General features: G+C 66.3%; 17 protein-coding genes. 6 read left to right on the top strand and 11 right to left on the bottom strand.

All coding sequences use genetic code 11. The features are described 5' to 3' along the window. Positions 1-21 precede the first annotated feature (21 nt). The 3 genes from QP552_RS17900 to QP552_RS17910 all read left to right on the top strand — a co-directional run bounded on the left by QP552_RS17900 (position 22) and on the right by QP552_RS17910 (position 1,407). On the top strand, positions 22-357 hold the full coding sequence (locus tag QP552_RS17900) for a hypothetical protein (RefSeq protein WP_286074214.1): 336 nt from the start codon (positions 22-24) through the stop codon (positions 355-357). Positions 358-424: 67 nt separating this feature from the next. Next, positions 425-847, top strand: a complete 423-nt coding sequence (locus tag QP552_RS17905; RefSeq protein ID WP_111111461.1) for a low affinity iron permease family protein — start codon at positions 425-427, stop codon at positions 845-847. 107 nt (positions 848-954) lie between these two features. Further along, positions 955-1,407, top strand: a complete 453-nt coding sequence (locus QP552_RS17910; RefSeq protein ID WP_080354734.1) for a transposase — start codon at positions 955-957, stop codon at positions 1,405-1,407. Positions 1,408-1,516: 109 nt separating this feature from the next. Here the strand turns inward: QP552_RS17910 and smeF are convergent, their stop codons facing one another. From smeF to smeD, 3 genes are all read right to left on the bottom strand, one after another. Next, positions 1,517-2,902: a multidrug efflux RND transporter outer membrane subunit SmeF gene (gene smeF, locus QP552_RS17915; protein WP_286074215.1), complete on the bottom strand. Its 1,386-nt coding sequence runs from the start codon at positions 2,900-2,902 to the stop codon at positions 1,517-1,519. A 97-nt stretch (positions 2,903-2,999) separates the two neighbouring features. Beyond that, entirely contained in the window at positions 3,000-6,122 is a 3,123-nt protein-coding gene (smeE, locus tag QP552_RS17920; RefSeq protein ID WP_286074216.1) for a multidrug efflux RND transporter permease subunit SmeE, read from the bottom strand. Positions 6,123-6,134: 12 nt separating this feature from the next. Further along, positions 6,135-7,319: a multidrug efflux RND transporter periplasmic adaptor subunit SmeD gene (smeD, locus tag QP552_RS17925; RefSeq protein ID WP_286074217.1), complete on the bottom strand. Its 1,185-nt coding sequence runs from the start codon at positions 7,317-7,319 to the stop codon at positions 6,135-6,137. A 225-nt stretch (positions 7,320-7,544) separates the two neighbouring features. Here smeD and smeT point away from each other — a divergent pair, with 225 nt between their 5' ends. Both smeT and QP552_RS17935 read left to right on the top strand, forming a co-directional pair. Then, positions 7,545-8,204, top strand: a complete 660-nt coding sequence (gene smeT, locus QP552_RS17930) for an efflux transporter SmeDEF transcriptional repressor SmeT (RefSeq protein WP_286074218.1) — start codon at positions 7,545-7,547, stop codon at positions 8,202-8,204. Between the two features lie 60 nt (positions 8,205-8,264). Beyond that, the gene (locus QP552_RS17935) at positions 8,265-9,251 is read left to right on the top strand and encodes a Gfo/Idh/MocA family oxidoreductase (RefSeq protein ID WP_286075946.1); all 987 of its coding nucleotides are present in this window, start codon (positions 8,265-8,267) and stop codon (positions 9,249-9,251) included. Between the two features lie 126 nt (positions 9,252-9,377). On the opposite strand, the gene hslU is transcribed toward QP552_RS17935, so the two are convergent. The 8 genes from hslU to QP552_RS17975 form a co-directional block, all read right to left on the bottom strand. Next, entirely contained in the window at positions 9,378-10,751 is a 1,374-nt protein-coding gene (hslU, locus tag QP552_RS17940) for an ATP-dependent protease ATPase subunit HslU (RefSeq protein ID WP_286074219.1), read from the bottom strand. A gap of 60 nt (positions 10,752-10,811) precedes the next feature. Beyond that, complete coding sequence (hslV, locus tag QP552_RS17945; protein ID WP_005411093.1) at positions 10,812-11,363, bottom strand: ATP-dependent protease subunit HslV; 552 nt, start codon at positions 11,361-11,363, stop codon at positions 10,812-10,814. A 182-nt stretch (positions 11,364-11,545) separates the two neighbouring features. Continuing rightward, positions 11,546-12,418, bottom strand: a complete 873-nt coding sequence (gene xerC / locus QP552_RS17950) for a tyrosine recombinase XerC (RefSeq protein ID WP_286074221.1) — start codon at positions 12,416-12,418, stop codon at positions 11,546-11,548. A 16-nt stretch (positions 12,419-12,434) separates the two neighbouring features. Further along, entirely contained in the window at positions 12,435-13,109 is a 675-nt protein-coding gene (locus tag QP552_RS17955; protein WP_111111643.1) for a DUF484 family protein, read from the bottom strand. Further along, positions 13,106-13,957: a diaminopimelate epimerase gene (gene dapF, locus QP552_RS17960; RefSeq protein WP_106550483.1), complete on the bottom strand. Its 852-nt coding sequence runs from the start codon at positions 13,955-13,957 to the stop codon at positions 13,106-13,108. Before dapF ends, QP552_RS17955 begins: the two co-directional genes overlap by 4 nt. Continuing rightward, positions 13,950-14,228: a lipoprotein gene (locus QP552_RS17965; RefSeq protein WP_286074223.1), complete on the bottom strand. Its 279-nt coding sequence runs from the start codon at positions 14,226-14,228 to the stop codon at positions 13,950-13,952. Before QP552_RS17965 ends, dapF begins: the two co-directional genes overlap by 8 nt. 159 nt (positions 14,229-14,387) lie before the next feature. After that, on the bottom strand, positions 14,388-14,813 hold the full coding sequence (locus tag QP552_RS17970) for a YbaN family protein (protein ID WP_106550485.1): 426 nt from the start codon (positions 14,811-14,813) through the stop codon (positions 14,388-14,390). A 54-nt stretch (positions 14,814-14,867) separates the two neighbouring features. Then, a complete protein-coding gene (locus QP552_RS17975; protein ID WP_111111644.1) occupies positions 14,868-16,979 on the bottom strand; it encodes a S9 family peptidase in 2,112 nt (703 codons plus the stop codon). Between the two features lie 191 nt (positions 16,980-17,170). Here QP552_RS17975 and QP552_RS17980 point away from each other — a divergent pair, with 191 nt between their 5' ends. After that, positions 17,171-18,355, top strand: a complete 1,185-nt coding sequence (locus tag QP552_RS17980; protein WP_286074224.1) for a pyridoxal phosphate-dependent aminotransferase — start codon at positions 17,171-17,173, stop codon at positions 18,353-18,355. Positions 18,356-18,391: the final 36 nt, after the last annotated feature.

The following is an 18,391-nucleotide window of genomic DNA, read 5'->3' on the forward strand; positions in this document are numbered from 1 at the left end:
ACCTCAACCGATTGGATCGTCATGCACGCTGAAGTCCCCACCATTCCCCCGGTCATCAATGTTGACGCCGAGCTTGACCACTGGCGGCGCCAGCATGCCGATGGTGCGTTGGCGCACAACTCGTTCGGCTCCTACGTGCCGTGGATCAAGTTCGCCTGCGATTCGCTGATCACCCAGCCGCGCGCCAGCAACGCGCAGCGCGACGAGATGTTCCAGACCCAGTACGCCCTGCAGATCATGCCGCGGCTGAGCGAAGCCCAGGCCCGCGAGTTCGTCGACCGTTGCTGGCAGCATGTCTACCAGACCAGCCCGGTGCGCATCCAGGATGCGCCGCGCCTGCAACGCATGCGCGCCTGACTGCCGCTGCACGACGCCTCCACGCGCCACTGCTGATCATCCTCGTCACCTGAGTGGGACGACGACGATGAAAGCACGCAACCTGTTCAATACGATCGCCAAGAAGGCCGCGACCGCCACCGGTTCGCCGTGGACCTTCCTGGCTGCGGTGGCGATCGTGGTGATCTGGGGCATCACCGGCCCGGTATTCGGTTTCAACGACACCTGGCAGCTGGTGATCAACACCGGCACCACCATCATCACCTTCCTGATGGTGTTCCTGATCCAGCACACGCAGAACGCGGATACGGCCGCGATGCAGATCAAGCTGGACGAGCTGATCCGCGCTACGGCGGAGGCCAACAACGAACTGTTGGATCTGGAAGAACTGGACGAGGAACGGCTGGAAGAGATCCGCGCCGAATACGAGCGCATGGCCCGCGAGGCCGGTGACGCGCTGCTGCGCGTGCGCGCCTGCCGCGCGGCCCCGCGCGATGATGAAGCGATCTGACGGTAGCGCCGGGCCATGCCCGGCGAGCGCGATACCCGGAAGAATCCCACACGGGCCATCGCCCTCGGCTGATAACGGCGGACATCCCATCAGCGCAGACTGGCGCCATGTCCAGCCGTCATCTGGAACGTGGCCGCCACTCCCGTATCGGGGGCTACTACGTCCTCACCACGGTCGTACGCCACCGGCGCCCGGTCTTTGAAGATCCACGTTGTGCAACGTGTCTTGTGGATGCATTGAGGTATGTTGAACGCATGGGCCTCAGTCGGTCCTTTGCCTGGGTCGTCATGCCTGACCATCTGCATTGGCTGATGCAGCTGCGCGACGGATCACTGGCGCGCATGATGGGAACGGTGAAATCCCGCAGCAGCCGGTTGCTGGGGCAGCAGTTCGGCATACAGACGCCTTTGTGGCAGCCGAGCTATTTCGATCACGCGGTACGCAGCGAGGAAGCCTTGAGGCGCCATGCGTTGTACATCCTGGGCAACCCCATCCGCGCAGGGTTGACCCTGCATCTCGATGAATATCCGTTTGCATGGTGCCGTTGGCCCATGCGGTAGCGCCTGGCCATGCCCGACGAGCACGAAGCGCGGTCCGCCCCAGACGTCAGGCATGCAGGAACGAAAAGCCGCCGGGCGTGGCCCGGCGCTACCGGTATCGAATTGCTGCTCAGCTGCGCTCGTGCCAGCCACCGCCCAGCACCTTGTACAGGGTGATACGGTTGGACTGCTGGGCCAGTTCGGCCTGCAGGCGGGTCTGCTGCGCGGTGTAGGCGGTACGCCGTGCGTCGAGCAGGGTGACGAAGCTGTCCAGGCCGGCGTCGTAGCGCGCCTGCGACAGGCGATTGGCCTGTTCGGCGGCTTCCACCAGGCGCTGCTGCGCGCTCACCTGCTCATCCAGGCTGACATTCAGCGCCAGTGCGTCCGCGGTTTCGCGGAAACCCACCTGGATCGACTTCTCGTACTGCGCCAGCGCGATATCGCGATCCGCATTGGCGATGGCAAGGTTCGCGCGCAGCTTGCCGCCCTGGAAGATCGGCAGGGTGATCTTCGGCAGGAAGCTCCACACACGGGTGCCGCTGTCGAACAGGTTGGACAGTTCATTCGAGCCGCTGCCGATGCTGCCGGTCAGCGAGATGCTCGGGAAGAACGCCGCACGTGCCGCACCGATGTTGGCATTGGCCGCCAGCAGCTGGTGTTCTGCGGCCATGATGTCCGGGCGCTGCAGCAGCACGTCGCTGGGCAGGCCGGCCGGCGGCGGCGCCAACGCCAGCAGCTGCGGTTCGATGCTGTCCGGCAGCAGCGCCGGATCCAGCTGGCCACCAGCCAGCAGCGCCAGCGCGTTGCGGTCCTGGGCCAGCTGGCCGCGCAGGCGGGCGGCGTCGGTGCGCGCGGTTTCCACCAGTGTGCGGGTCTGGGTCAGCTCCAGCGCGGAGCTGCCACCGCGCTCGTGGCGGGCTTCGGCCAGGCGCAGCGAATCTTCGTAGGTCTTCAGCGTCGCCTCGGCGATCTTCAGCTGCTGCGCGTCGGCCCCGTAGGTCAACCACGCGGTGGCGGTCTCGGCCACCAGGCTCAGCTGCGCGTTGCGGCGGTTGGCGGCCACGGCGAAGTACTGTCGCAGTGCCGCTTCGCTGAGATTGCGCACGCGGCCGAACAGGTCCAGTTCGAACTCGGCCACGCCGACACCGGCGCTGAACTGCTCGGTGACGCCCGCATCGGTACCGCGACGGTCCATCTGGCCGGTGACGGCCACGCCGGGCACGCGATCGGCGCGCTGCACGCGGTACTGGCCGCGCGCGCGCTCGACATTGAGCACGGCCACGCGCAGGTCGCGGTTGTTCTGCAGCGCCTGCTCGATCACCTGCTGCAGGCGTGCATCGGTGAAGAAGTCGCGCCAGCCGACGGCGGCGACATCGGCCACCTGGCCCTGGGCAGCCTCGGACGGCCACTGCGCCGGGATGGCGGGCGCAACGGCGGTGTTCTTCGGTGCCAGGGTGGAACAGCCGGCGAGCGTGAGCACGCCGGCCAGGGATACAGCAAGAGAAGAGAATTTCATGGCGACACCTTGGGGGTCACGGTGGTAGCGCCGGGCCGTGCCCGGCGGCTACGCGGTGAGGCATCCGCCGGGCATGGCCCGGCGCTACCGGATTTCATCACTCGGCGGTCTTGCGCTTGAACACGCGCTGCACCACCACGAAGAACAGCGGCACGAAGAACACGCCCAGCACGGTGCCGACGATCATGCCGCCGAGCACGCCGGTGCCGATCGCCTGCTTGGCACCGGAGCCGGCGCCGGTGGAGATCGCCAGCGGTACCACGCCCATGCCGAAGGCCAGCGAGGTCATCACGATCGGGCGCAAGCGGTCGCGCACGGCATGCATGATCGACTCGATCAGGCCTGCACCCTTCTCCAGGTTCTCCTTGGCGAACTCGACGATCAGGATCGCGTTCTTGCTGGTCAGGCCCACCGTGGTCAGCATTGCCACCTGGAAGTAGATGTCGCGTTCCAGGCCCTTGAAGGTGTTGGCCAGCACCGCGCCGAGGATGCCCAGCGGCGCCGCCAGCAGCACCGCCGTCGGCACGCTCCAGCTTTCGTACATCGCAGCCAGGCACAGGAACACGATCATCAGCGACAGCGTGTACAGCAGCGGCGTCTGCGAGCCGGCCTGGCGTTCCTGGTAGGACATCGCCGTCCACTCGATACCGAAGCCCGCCGGAAGCTGCTTGGCCAGCTGCTCGATCTCGGCCATGGCGTCACCGGAGGCGACACCCGGGGCCGGTTCGCCCTGGATTTCCATCGCCGACACACCGTTGTAGCGCTCCAGGCGCGGCGAACCGTAATCCCAGTGCTTGGTGGCGAACGCGCTGAACGGCACCATCTCGCCCTTGTCGTTCTTCACGGACCAGAGGTCGAAGTCTTCCGGGACCATGCGGAACGGCTGGTCGGCTTGCACGAACACGCGCTTGACGCGGCCGCGATCGACGAAGTCATCGATGTACGAGCTGCCCCACGCAGCGGCCAGGGTGCCGTTGATCTGGTCGATCGACAGCCCCAGCGAGGTCGCCTTGGCCGCGTCGATGTCGATGCGGAACTGCGGCGTGTCCTCCTGGCCGTTCGGGCGCACGTTGGCCAGCTTCTTGCTGCCCGCAGCGAGGCCCAGCAGCTGGTTGCGTGCGGCCACCAGTGCCTCGTGGCCCTGGCCGCTGTTGTCCTTCAGGAAGAAGGTGTAACCCGAAGCGGTACCCAGTTCCGGAATGGCCGGCGGCGGGAAGGCGAAGATGAAGGCATCCTTGATCTGGCCCAGTGCCGCCATCGCGCGACCGGTGATCGGCATCACGCCATTGTTGGCGTCACGCTCGCTCCAGTCCTTCAGCTTGACGAACGCCATGCCCGCGTTCTGGCCCATGCCGGCGAAGCTGAAGCCCTGCACCGAGAACACCGAGTCCACCGCATCCTTCTCGTTCTGCAGGAAGTGGTTTTCCAGTGCCGCGATCGATTCCAGCGTGCGTTCCTGGGTGGCACCCACCGGTGCCTGCACCAGCGCCATCAGCACGCCCTGGTCTTCGTTGGGCAGGAACGAGCTGGGCAGGCGCACGAACAGCACGCCCATCAGCACGAACAGCGCCGCAACGATGCCCATGAAACGCCACGGACGGTGGATGATGCCGCGCACGCCACGCTGGTAGCGTTCGCTGGTGCGGTCGAAACCGCGGTTGAAGCCGTTGAAGAAACGACCGGCCAGGCCGCGATGGGCAACATGGTGCTCGCCCTTCTTCAGCGGCTTGAGCATGGTCGCGCACAGCGCCGGGGTCAGCACGATCGCGACCAGCACCGACAATGCCATCGCCGAGACGATCGTGGCCGAGAACTGGCGGTAGATCACGCCGGTGGAACCACTCATGAAGGCCATCGGCACGAACACCGCCGACAGCACCAGGCCGATGCCCACCAGCGCGCCGGTGATCTGGCCCATCGATTTGCGGGTCGCTTCCAGTGGCGACAGTCCTTCCTCGGACATGATGCGCTCGACGTTCTCCACCACCACGATGGCATCGTCCACCAGCAGGCCGATCGCCAGCACCATCGCGAACATGGTCAGCATGTTCACCGAGAAGCCCAACATCGCCAGCACGCCGAAGGTACCCAGCAGCACCACCGGCACGGCGATGGTCGGGATCAGGGTGGCGCGGAAGTTCTGCAGGAACAGGTACATCACCACGAACACCAGCACGATCGCTTCGATCAGGGTCTGCACCACGCCCTTGATCGACACACGCACGAACGGCGTGGTGTCGTACGGGATCTCGGCCTTCAGCCCGGCCGGGAAGAAGCTCTTCATGTCCTCCAGCGCAGCATTCACGCCGGCGGCGGTATCCAGCGCGTTGGCGCCGGTGGCCAGGGTGACCGCCAGGCCACTGGCCGGCTGGCCGTTGTAGCGGGTGACGAAGTCGTACGATTCCGCACCCAGCTCGACGCGGGCGACATCACCCAGGCGCAGCTCGGCACCGTCCTGCGCACCGCGCACGATGATGTTGCGGAACTGTTCCGGGGTCTGCAGGCGCGACTGCGCGTTGATGGTGGCGTTGAGCTGCTGGCCCTTCACCGACGGCGCGCCGCCGAGCTGGCCGATGGCCACCTGGGCGTTCTGTGCCTTGACCGCTGCAGTCACTTCGGCAACCGACAGGCCATAGGTGTGCAGCTTGTTCGGGTCCAGCCAGATGCGCATGGCGTACTTGCCACCGAACACCTGGATGTTGCCCACGCCCGGCACGCGGCTCAGGCGGTCGACGACATTGGAGCCGACGTAGTCGGCGATGTCGTTGGCGTCCATGCTGCCGTTCTCGGACACGAACGCGATGACGTTCAGGAAGCCCGAGCTGGACTTGGCCACGTTGATGCCCTGCCGCTGCACTTCCTGCGGCAGCAGCGGCATGGCCAGCTGCAGCTTGTTCTGCACCTGCACCTGGGCGATGTCCGGGTTGGTGCCGCTCTCGAAGGTCAGGGTAATGGTGGCCTGGCCGTTGGACGAGCTGTTGGAGGAGAAGTAGATCAGGCCATCAAGGCCCTTCATGTTCTGCTCGATGATCTGCGTCACCGAGTCCTCGACCACCTTGGCCGATGCACCCGGGTAAGTGGCGCTGATTTCCACCGCCGGCGGTGCGACGTTGGGGTACATCGAGACCGGCAGCTTGAACAGGGCCAGGCCGCCGGCGAGCATGATGATGATGGCGATGACCCATGCAAAGATGGGTCGATCGATGAAAAAGCGTGCCATGGGGTTCTCCGCTTACTTCGCGTCGCCGGCCGGGGCCGCAGGCTGGGCGGCCGCCGCCGGCTTGGCCGGAGCAGCGCCCTTCTCGGTGGCCTTGACCGGCATGCCGGGGCCGATCTTCTGCAGGCCTTCGACGATGACCTTGTCGCCCGCCTTCAGACCGTCCTCGACCAGCCACTTGTCGCCAACCGTGCGGCTGACCTTGACCGGGCGCACTTCGACCTTGTTGTCCTTGTCGACCACCATCGCGGTGGTATCACCCTTCGGATCGCGGGCGATGCCAGCCATCGGCACCAGTACCGCATCGCTGCGCACGCCGCCACCGATCACCGCGCGCACATAGGTGCCCGGCATCAGCAGGCCGTCCGGGTTGTCCACCTTCACGCGCAGGCCGAAGCTGCCGGTAGCAGGATCGACGCTGACTTCGGAGAACTCCAGCGTGCCCTTGTGCTCGAAGGTGCTGCCGTCTTCCATCAGAATGCTGACCGGCAGCGACTGGTTGTCCTGCAGGCGGCCAGCGGCCAGTTCACGACGCAGCTGCAGCAGCTCGGCCGAGGACTGGGTCAGGTCCACATAGATCGGGTCCAGCTGCTGCACGGTGGCCAGGGCATTGGCCTGGCCGGCGCTGACCAGCGCACCCTGGGTGACGCTGGACTTGCCGATGCGGCCGCTGATCGGCGCGACGATGCGGGCATAGCCCAAGGTGACGTTGGCCGCATCCAGCGAGGCCTTGGCGGCACCGACATCAGCCTCGGCCTGCTTCTGCGCGGCCACGGCGTTTTCCAGATCCTGCTGGCTGACCGCATCAACCTTGGCCAGCTCGGTGATGCGCTTGGCGCTCAGGCGAGCAGCATTGGCCGTGGCTTCGGCACGGGCCAGCTGGGCGCGGGCGCTGTTGGCCTGGGCGCGGTAGCTGGCGTCCTCGATCTGGTACAGCGGCTCGCCGGCCTTGACCATGCCGCCTTCGGTGAACAGGCGCTTGGCGACGATGCCGTTGACCTGCGGGCGCACTTCAGCAACCAGGAAGGCATTGGTACGGCCCGGCAGTTCGCGGGTCAGGCCCACGGTCTCGGACTTCAGCGTGACCACGGTGACGTCACCCGGGCCCTGCTCGGGGGCCTGGGGTTGGCCGCCGCAGGCAGCCACGGCCGCGGCGATGGCCAGCGACAGTGCAATGGGTCGGATTCGGCTCAGCAACATGACGGAAAGGCTCTTGGAGGAAAGGGTCTCAGCCGGCGCTGATACGGCGGACCCTCCACCAGCAACAGTGAAGGCCATGCGAACAGCGCCCACCCGGGTGGAGTGGGAGCCGGACCGGCCTGCCACGCACACGACGGGAATGATGGGATGGAAATATACATACATGCTTGTTTGTTTGTAAACCGGTACAATTCAGCCACGTTTCACCCGCACTCGTACCCATCCATGGCCCGCAAGACCAAAGAGGACACCCAGGCAACCCGGGAAGGCATCCTTGACGCCGCCGAAGCCTGCTTCCATGAACACGGCGTGGCCCGTACCACGCTGGAGATGATCGGTGCCCGCGCCGGCTACACCCGCGGCGCGGTCTACTGGCACTTCAAGAACAAGAGCGAGGTGCTGGCCGCGATCGTCGAGCGCGTGCACCTGCCCTTCATGCAGGAACTGGAGCGCACCTCCAGCGACCAGCGCGACACGCCGGTGCACGACCTGCGCGCGGTGATGATCCATTCGTTCATCGAACTATCCGAGGACGAGCGCCTGCGCAAGACCATGGAGATCATGCTGCGCAGCGATGCCTCGGCCGACACCAAGGTGCTGACCGAACTGCAGCAGGCCGGCTTCCGCGACGGACTGGATCGGATGGAGCGCGCCCTGCGCCGGGCCAAGGACCTGGGCCAGCTGCGAGACGGCGCCGACCCGAAGATCGCCGCACGCATGCTGCATGCAACCATCCTCGGCGTGCTGCACGGTGCGATGGTCGAACCGGACCTGATGGATCTCAAGCGCGACGGCATGATCGCCCTGGACATGACCTTGGCCGCCTACGTGAAGGACGGCGTGTTCGTCCCCGGTACGGTACCCGAGCCGTTGCCGGAAGCCTAGAACACCCTGGCGCAGCGAACGTTGCGCGCCCCTGACCCGATCAACAGCGAGAACGCAGCGATGGTCCTGGACAACGTGGTGTGGGGCTTCATCGGATGCGGCAGCGTCACCGAGAAAAAGAGTGGCCCGGCCCTGGCCAGCACGCCGGGCTCACGGGTAGCGGCAGTGATGCGCCGCAATGCGGCACTGGCCGAGGACTACGCTCGGCGCCATGCGATTCCCCGCTGGTACGCGGATGCCGATGCGCTCATCGCCGATCCGGAGGTGAACGCGATCTACGTTGCAACGCCGCCCTCCACGCACATGCACTATGCGCTGCAGGCGATTGCCGCGGGCAAGCCGGTCTACATCGAAAAGCCGATGGCCATGGACCATGGCGAGTGCCAGCGCATCATCGCGGCCAGTGCCCGCAGCGGCGTGCCGGTGTTCGTGGCCTATTACCGCCGCGCCCTGCCCCGCTTCGCAAAGGTGAAACAGCTGCTGGACAGCGGCGCGATCGGCACACCGCGCAGCGTGCGCGCCAGCCTGCACCGGCCACACTCGATGCGGGCAGCGTCACCGGACTTCTGGCGGACCAATCCCGCGATCTCCGGTGGCGGCCTGTTCGTCGATCTGGGCTCGCACACGCTGGATCTGCTCGACCATCTGCTGGGGCCTTTGATCGATGTCCATGGCCTGGCCAGTTCGCTGACCGGTGCCTACGCCGCCGAGGACAGTGTCTCGATGTGCTTCCGTACCGGCAACGGCGCGCACGGCATCGCGCAATGGAGCTTCTGCGCTTTCCGCCGCCAGGATGAGATCGAGATCACCGGCGACCGCGGGCAGCTGCGCTTTGCCACCTTCGAGGATGTTCCAGTGGTACTGGAAACCGAAGCCGGCGTGCAGGCGTTCGATATCCCGAACCCGCCGTCGGTCCAGCAGCCGTTGATCGCTTCCATCGTGGAAGAGCTGCGTGGCAACGAACGCTCACCGTCGACCGGCATCAGCGCCGCGCGCACCAGCGCAGTGATCGATCAGGTGCTGCACGCCTACCGCATGACACAGTAGATCCACGCCATGCGTGGATTGGAACCACCCGCGCCCTGCAGAAAGGCCGCCTTCCGGCGGCCTTTTCTGTTGCAGCGGGCTGGGTCAGGGCCCTCGCCACGGCGAGGGATCCGACCCCAACGCGCATTACAGGATGTAGCGGCTCAGGTCCGGATCCTGCACCAGCTCACCCAGGTGCGCATCGACGTAGGCGCTGTCGATGGCCAGGGTCTCGCCGTCGCGGTCCGGTGCCTCGTAGCTGAGCGAATCCAGCAGGCGTTCCAGCACGGTGTGCAGGCGACGGGCACCGATGTTCTCCTGGCGCTCGTTCACCTGGAAGGCGATCTCGGCCAGGCGCTCGATGGCGTCGGCGGTGAAGCTGACCTTGACGCCTTCGGTAGCCAGCAGTGCTTCGTACTGCTTGGTCAAAGCGGCCTTCGGCTCGGTCAGGATGCGCACGAAGTCGCCCTTGCTCAGCGCGCCCAGCTCGACGCGGATCGGGAAGCGGCCCTGCAGCTCCGCAATCAGATCGCTGGGCTTGGCCAGGTGGAACGCACCGGAGGCGATGAACAGGATGTGGTCGGTCTTGATCGTGCCGTACTTCGTGGACACGTTGGAGCCTTCCACCAGCGGCAGCAGATCGCGCTGCACACCTTCGCGCGACACATCGCCACCACCCACGTTGTCACCACGCTTGGCAACCTTGTCGATCTCGTCGATGAACACGATGCCGTGCTGCTCGCAGGCCTCGATCGCCGCGGTGCGGATGTCGTCTTCGTTGACCAGCTTGCCGGCCTCTTCCTCGATCAGCAGCGGACGCGCGGCCTTGATGGTCAGCGTACGCTTGTGCGCCTTGGCGCCACCGCCGAGGTTGGCGAACATCGACTTCAGCTGCTGGCCCATTTCCTCCATGCCCGGCGGGGTCATGATGTCCATGCTGACATTGGCGGCCAGGTCGAGTTCGATCTCGCGCTCGTCCAGCTCACCGTTGCGCAGCATCTTGCGGAACTTGATGCGGGTCTCGTTGTCCTGCGCCGACGGTTCGTTGCGGGCGACTTCCGGATCAAAGCCGATGCCACCGCTGCGGCGCGGCAGCAGCGCATCGAGGATGCGGTCTTCGGCGCGTTCTTCGGCCTGGGTACGCACGCGCACCTTGGCCTGTTCGCGGTACAGCTTCACTGCGGTATCGGCCAGGTCACGGATGATCTGTTCGACATCCTTGCCGACATAGCCGACTTCGGTGAAGCGGGTCGCTTCGACCTTCACGAACGGCGCGTTGGCCAGCGTGGCCAGGCGACGCGCGATCTCGGTCTTGCCGACGCCGGTGGGGCCGATCATCAGGATGTTCTTCGGCATCACTTCATTGCGCAGCTCCGGCACCAGCTGCATGCGACGCCAGCGGTTGCGCAGGGCAATGGCCACCGCGCGCTTGGCGTCGTGCTGGCCCACGATGTGCCGGTCCAGTTCCTGCACGATCTCGCGCGGGGTCATGGTAGCGGAGGAAACTTCGATCTTCGACATGGATGTGCTCACGGATTCGTTGTCGGTAGCGCCGGGCCATGCCCGGCGGATCGGGAGGCGTTACAGCTCCTCGACCACCACGTTGCGGTTGGTGTAGATGCAGATGTCACCGGCGATGCCGATCGCCTCGCTGGCGATGGTGCGCGCATCCAGCTCGGTGTGTGCCATCAGCGCACGCGCAGCCGAAAGGGCATACGAACCGCCGGAACCGATGGCGATGATGCCGTCCTCCGGCTCGATCACATCGCCGGTGCCGCTGATGATCAGCGAGGTTTCCTTGTCAGCCACTGCCAGTAGGGCTTCGAGTTTGCCCAGGCGGCGCTCGGTGCGCCAATCCTTGGCCAGCTCGACCGCTGCACGCTGCAGCTGGCCGTGCTTTTCCAGCTTGGCCTCGAACAGCTCGAACAGCGTGAAGGCGTCGGCGGCGGCACCGGCAAAGCCGGCCAGCACCTGGCCATCACGGCCAAGGCGGCGCACCTTGCGCGCATTGCCCTTCATCACGGTGTGGCCCAGCGTGACCTGGCCGTCGCCGGCGATGGCCACGTGCTCGCCGCGACGGACGCAGACGATGGTGGTGGCGTGGAAAACATTGGGATTCTGACTGGGGTCCATGCGGCCTCCGATAGCTGTTCACGGGACATGGGGACAGCGCCCGGTGCGATCAAGCCTGCGCGGATGGCTGCCGTTCAGCGCGAAGGCAGCGATACCGCTGCGCTCGCCGGGCATGGCCCGGCGCTACCACGGCGATAGCCCACGAAACCGGTAGCGCCGGGCCATGCCCGGCGGACGGTCGGCTACCGGCGGCGCTTGGCGCGCGGATGCGCTGCGTCGTAGACCTTGGCCAGGTGCTGGAAGTCGAGGTGGGTATAGATCTGCGTGGTGGCGATGTCGGCATGGCCGAGCAGTTCCTGCACGCCACGCAGGTCACCGGACGATTCCAGGATATGGCTCGCGAAACTGTGCCGCAGCATGTGCGGGTGCACGTGCTTGAACAGACCCTGGCGCTGCGCCAGCTGGCGAATGCGGATCTGCACCGCGCGTTGGCTGATCGGCCCGTTGCGGCCGGGAAACACCGGCGAGGCCGGACCACCACCACTCTCCGTGCGCCACGCCTGCAGGGCTTCGCGCGCCGGCCGGCCGAACGGCACGCGGCGCTGGCGATTGCCCTTGCCCAGCACGTTGACCAGGCCGCTGGCGAAATCCAGGTCGCGCCAGGTCAGCGCGCAGACTTCGCTCAGGCGCAGGCCGGAGGAATAGAACAGTTCCAGCAGCGCGCGGTCGCGGCGGCCGAGCTCGCCTTCCGGATCCAGCTCGACCAGCTGCACGGCTTCGTCGGCGTCGAGGACCTGTGGCAACCGGCGCGGTGCGCGCGGTGCCTTCAGCGTCGCCGCCGGGCTGACCTTGATGCGCCCGTGCTTGAGCAGCCAGGCGTAGAAGCTCCGGCACGCCGACAACCGGCGCTGCAGGCTCTTCGCGGACAGGCCGCGGCGATGCTCATCGGCAACAAACTGGCGCAGCGCGTCGGCATCGAGTGCCTCCACCGCCACGCCACGCGGCTCGGCCCAGACCGAGAGCGCATCCAGGTCGCGGCGGTAGGCATCGAGCGTATGCGCCGACATCCGCCGCTCCACCTGCAGGTGCTGCAGGAAGGCCTGTACCGCGCTCATCGTCGTGGTGTCCTGCTCAGCTCGCGAAGCGCTTCAGGCCGGCGACCAGGGCATCGCCCATCATGCGCAGGAACAGCGTGCCCATGCCCGGATAGAAGCGGTTCGGATCGTGGCTGCCGACCGCGATCAGGCCAACGCCCGGCAGCGGCAGCAGTGCGGTGGTCTGCACCTCCTCGCTGCGCACGCCATACAGCACGGCGTTCTTTTCCGGCTGCAGGCGGCCACAGATCGGCTCGCCGTCCTTCAGGCAGTCGCGGAACGGGCCCAGCTGCGGATCATCGGCGGCGATCACCTGCAGCCAGTCGGCCTGTTCCAGCCCGGAAACAGGCGTGTGCACCACCAGCCGTACCAGATCGCCAGCGAAGTCTTCCTGAAGCGAGGCCGCCATCGCACGCAGGGTGTCGGCGGCGTTGTCCTGCTTCATCAACGCCAGGGTCAGCTGGTGCGTGCGCACCGCCAGGCGTTCGTTGACCTGGGCAGTCGCGCCCAGGTCGGCCAACCGTCGTGCCAGCTCGCGGTTCTTCTCGCGCAGCACTTCCAGCTGGTAGCTGGCCAGCGACGCGGTCGGGCCGTCGTCACGCGGCACCACCAGGGTCAGGGCCAGGTCCGGGAACTGCTTGAGGAAGCCGGGATGACGCCGCAACCAGGCAGCGACTTCATGGGCCCCGAGCTTGTCGACGGTTTCGGTCATGCGATCCACTCCCCTTCGAAGACGAATGCAGTCGGGCCGGCCATCACCACCGGCTGGCCATCGCCCGGCCACTGGATGCGCAGGTCACCACCGGGCAGGCTGATGCGTGCATCACGCTGCAGGCGGCCGCGCTGCATCAGGGTCACCGCGGCGGCGCAGGCGCCGCTGCCGCAGGCCAGGGTTTCGCCGACGCCACGCTCATTCACACGCAGACGCGCATGCGCCGGGCCCATCACCTGGGCGAAACCCACGTTCACCGAGCGCGGGAACGATGCATGCTGCTGCAGCAGCGCACCGACGCGCTCGACCGGCGCAGCATCGATCAGGCCCACTTCGATCACCGCATGCGGGTTGCCCATCGACACCGCGGCAAATCGCACGCTTTCGCCCTGCAACGGCAGCAGATACTCCTCGCGCGCATGGGCAAAGCCCATCAGCGGCACGTTGGCCGGCTCGAACGCGGGCACGCCCATGGTCACCGCATACTGGCCATCGCCCAGCACTTCCACGTCATGGCTTGCCAACGGACTGTCGATGACGAAACGGTCCCCCTGTGCACTGCCTTCGCGCACCAGCCAGGCCGCGATGCAGCGCGCGCCATTGCCACACTGCTCGGAATTGGAACCGTCGGCATTCCAGATGCGGTACGAGGCCACTGAACCTTCCGCACGCGGCGCCTCGATGGTCAGGATCTGATCGCAGCCGACGCCGGTGTGGCGGTCGGCCAGGCGCGCGGCCAGTTCAGGCGTGGGCGGCGCGGTGCCGTCACGCAGGTCGATCACTACGAAATCATTGCCCGCGCCATGCATCTTGCTGAAGCGCAGCGCCTTGGAACCGGCCTTACTCATTCCCGCCGCCCACCTTCTTCGCAGGCGCAGGCGCAGGCGCCGGTTGGGTGGTCGGTGCAGCCGGGTCCACGGTCGTGGCCGGCGTGCCGCTGCCCTGGGTCTCCGCCGGGGTCGCTTCGGTCGCGGGCTCGGCAACCGGTTCGACGGTTTCTTCCACCGGCACCGGCTTCTGCGGCAGTACCAGCGGGCCCTTGTTGCCGCAGGCGGCGAGGAACAGCAGCGAGGCCGCTGCCAGCGGAATCAGGATGGCGTTTCGATGGGGGATCTTCATGCCCCGAGTATAGCCATTGGCGGCTGAGCGGTAGGTAGAGTCGACTGTTAGTCGACTGCTCTTCGATCAGATAGCGAAAACCCCGCGCTGCGCGCGATAGTCGACTAACAGTCGACTCTACCCCTTACCGCCCCCACGGGCGCCGCTGGCGGGCCATGTTCAGCCCTCCGGCGGCGGCAGCGGCCGGGTCCACAGCCAGATCGCCACCACGGTCATGCTGCCGATCGAGAACCACTTCACCCAGGCGATCGGCACGCACCACAGCATGATGCCGGCACATACCGCCATCGTGATCGTGGCCATCCACTTGCCGTAGCGGCTGACCGCCCCGTGCGCCTGCCAGTTGGCGATGGCCGGACCGAAGCGCGGATGCTGCAGCAGCCAGGTGTGCAGGCGCTCGGAGCCGCGCGAAGCGGCCCAGGCCGAAATCAGGATGAATACGGTGGTCGGCAGGCCCGGCACGAAGATGCCGACGATGCCGGTGCCAAGGCTGACGTAGGCCAGCAGCCACCACGCCCAGCGGAAACGCACCACGCGCGGTGGCGTGGTGGCGTCGCGTGGGGCGGAAGGATCTGGCGCGCTCATGGCCGCAAGGATACCGGTTCAGGGTGCCAGGCAGTGCCCGGCACCCTGTCGCGATCACGGCTGGGCGATGCCCAGCTGCTGCAGCACGAACGCGTACGACTCGGACAGCTCGCGGTAACGCTGGAAGCGCCCCGACTTGCCACCGTGGCCGGCTTCCATGTTGGTGCGGAACAGGATCGGGTAATGGCCGGTGTTGTCGTCACGCAGCTTGGCCACCCACTTGGCCGGTTCCCAGTACTGCACCTGCGAATCCCACAGGCCGGTGCCCACGAACAGCGCCGGATAGGCCTGCTTCTTCACGTTGTCGTAGGGCGAGTAGGACAGCATGTAGTCGTAGTACGGCTTCTGCTCCGGGTTGCCCCACTCGTCGTATTCGTTGGTGGTCAGCGGAATGGTCGGGTCGAGCATGGTGGTGACCACGTCGACGAACGGCACCTGCGCCACCATCACGCGGTAGTCCTGTGGCGCCTGGTTGGCCACCGCGCCCATCAGCAGGCCACCGGCACTGCCTCCGGATGCCGCCACGCGATCCTTCGCCGCCCAGCCCTGCGCCACCAGGCCACGGGTGACGTCGATGAAGTCGTTGAAGGTGTTCTGCTTGTGCAGCAGCTTGCCGTTCTCGTACCAGTCGCGGCCCATTTCCTGGCCACCGCGGATGTGGGCAATGGCATACACCACGCCACGGTCGAGCAGGCTCACCGCGGTCTGGTTGAAGTACGGGTCCATCGACATGCCGTAGCTGCCATAGGCGTACTGGAACAGCGCGCCCTTGCCGTCCTTCTTGTAGCCCTTGCGGTAGACCAGCGACACCGGCACCTTCACGCCATCGCGCGCGGTGATCCAGACGCGATCGGTCTCGTACTTCGAGGCGTCATAGCCGATCACCGGCTGCACCTTCAGCTGGCGACGCTCACCGGTGGCGGTATTCAGTTCGAACACCGTGGTCGGGGTGGTCATCGAGGTGTAGATGTAACGCAGCCACGGCGTGTCGGCCTCGGTATTGTCGCCCAGGCCCATCGAATACGCCGGCTCATCGGCCTTCACGTAGTCGCTGCGGCCGTCCTTGAACAGCAGGCGGATGCGCTCCAGGCCTTCGGAACGTTCGGCGATGGCGGTGTAGCTGTCGAACAGTTCGAAGCCCTCGATGAACACGGCATCGTCATGCGCGATCCAGTCCTTCCACTGCGCGCGCGAGGTGGCATCGGTGGATGCGGTGACCAGCTTGAAGTTCTTCGCTCCGTCGTTGGTGCGGATCACCCAGCGGCCATCGTAGTGGTCGGCGTCGTACTCGACGTCGCGCTGGCGCGGCGCCAGCACGGTGAACGTGGTCGGGTCGCTGGCGGGTGCATAGCGCTCTTCCGAGGACACGGTGCTGTGCACGCCGATGGTGATGAAGCGATCGTCGCGGGTGCGGCCGATGCCCATGTAGAAGCTGTCGTCCTTCTCTTCGTAGACGACAGTGTCGGCGCTGGCCGGGGTGCCCAGCACATGCTTCTTCACGCGCACGGTCAGCAACGTTTCCGGATCGTTCTCGACGTACAGCACGGTGCGGTTGTCGTCGGCCCAGACCAGATCACCGGAACTGCCGGTGATCACATCGGGCAGCACCTTGCCGGTGGCCAGGTCCTTGAAGCGGATCGTGTACTGGCGGCGGCCGACGTCATCATCGGCCCAGGCCAGCAGCTGGTTGTCCTGGCTCACTTCCATGGAGCCGACGCTGAAGTAGCCCTTGCCGGCAGCCATCGCATTCACGTCCAGCAGGATTTCTTCGGCCGCGTCCATGCTGCCCTTGCGGCGCGCATGGATCGGGTAGTCCTGGCCGGTCTCGAAGCGGCTGTAGTACCAGTAGCCGCGCTCACGCGCCGGCACGCTGGAATCGTCCTGCTTGATGCGGCCGACGATCTCCTTGTACAGGGTGTCTTCCAGCGGCTTCAACGGCGCCAGCAGCTGGTCGGCATAGGCATTCTCGGCCTGCAGGTAGGCCAGCATGTCCTTGTTCTCGCGCTTGTCGTCGCGCAGCCAGTAGTAGTCATCATTGCGGGTCGCGCCGAACGGCGCCTTGACCACATGCGGGTGCTTGGCGGCATCCGGCGGAACAGGCAGGGGGACGGCGTTGGCAGTGGTGGTCATCAGGCTGGCGAGCAACAGGCAGAGGGTAGGTTTCATGAAATAAGGCTCCAGGCGCTTCAATGCAATGGTCTTCGACGGGGTCAGATCCCTTTTCCCGAAAAGGGATCTGACCCCAATCGCGGCGATGCGGCAACCCTGCGGATCGTCATGGTGCGGTTTCTGTTGGGGTCAGAGCCCTTTTGCGCGCAAAAGGGATCCGACCCCAGCGCGCGGCGTACCATGGGCGCATGAGCACCCTGCCCCACACGCCGGGCTACAGCCGGCGCAGCCATGAAATCGCCCCGTTCCACGTGATGTCCCTGCTGGCCCGCGCTCAGGCGCTGGAACAGGCGGGCCACGATGTGATCCACCTGGAGATCGGCGAACCGGACTTCACCACCGCCGAACCGATCGTGCGCGCCGGACAGGCCGCACTGGCCGCCGGCCATACACGCTACACCGCCGCACGTGGCCTGCCGGCCCTGCGCCAGGCGATCAGCGGCTTCTATCGCAGCCACTACGGGCTGGACATCGACCCCGAGCGCATCCTGGTCACTCCGGGCGGGTCCGGTGCGCTGCTGCTGGCCAGCAGCCTGCTGGTCGACCCCGGCCGCCACTGGCTGCTGGCCGACCCCGGCTATCCGTGCAACCGCCACTTCCTGCGCCTGGTGGAAGGCGGCGCGCAGCTGGTGCCGGTCGGGCCGGAGACCGCCTATCAACTCACCCCTGCGCTGGTCGAACAGCACTGGAACGCGGACAGTGTCGGCGCGCTGGTCGCCTCACCGGCCAATCCCACCGGCACCGTGTTGTCCGCCGACGAACTGGCAGCATTGTCGAAGACCCTGCATGCGCGCGGCGGCCATCTGGTGGTGGACGAGATCTATCACGGCCTGACCTACGGCCTGGATGCGCCCAGCGTGCTGCAGGTGGATGACAGCGCGTTCGTGCTGAACAGCTTCTCCAAGTACTTCGGCATGACCGGCTGGCGGCTGGGCTGGCTGGTGGCACCACCGGCGGCAGTACCGGATCTGGAGAAGCTGGCGCAGAACCTGTACATCAGCGCGTCGAGCATCGCCCAGCATGCCGCACTGGCGTGTTTCAGCGAGGAGGCGATGGCGATCTTCGAGCAGCGTCGCGAAGCCTTCCGCCAGCGCCGCGATTTCCTGCTGCCCGCGTTGCGTGAGCTGGGCTTCCGCATCGAAGTCGAGCCACAGGGTGCGTTCTACCTGTACGCAGATGTCAGCGCATTCACCGATGACGCGCAGGCGTTCTGCGCCCACTTCCTGGAAACCGAGCACGTGGCCTTCACGCCGGGGCTGGATTTCGGCTTCCACCGTGCGAACCAGCACGTGCGGTTGGCCTACACGCAGGAAGTGCCGCGGTTGCAGGAGGCGGTGGAGCGGATTGCGCGCGGATTGAAGCACTTCCGGTAGCGCCGGGCCATGCCCGGCGGCATCCTGCCGCGCTAT

It is taken from the genome of Stenotrophomonas sp. 59 (assembly GCF_030291095.1).
GTDB lineage: Bacteria > Pseudomonadota > Gammaproteobacteria > Xanthomonadales > Xanthomonadaceae > Stenotrophomonas > Stenotrophomonas maltophilia_Q.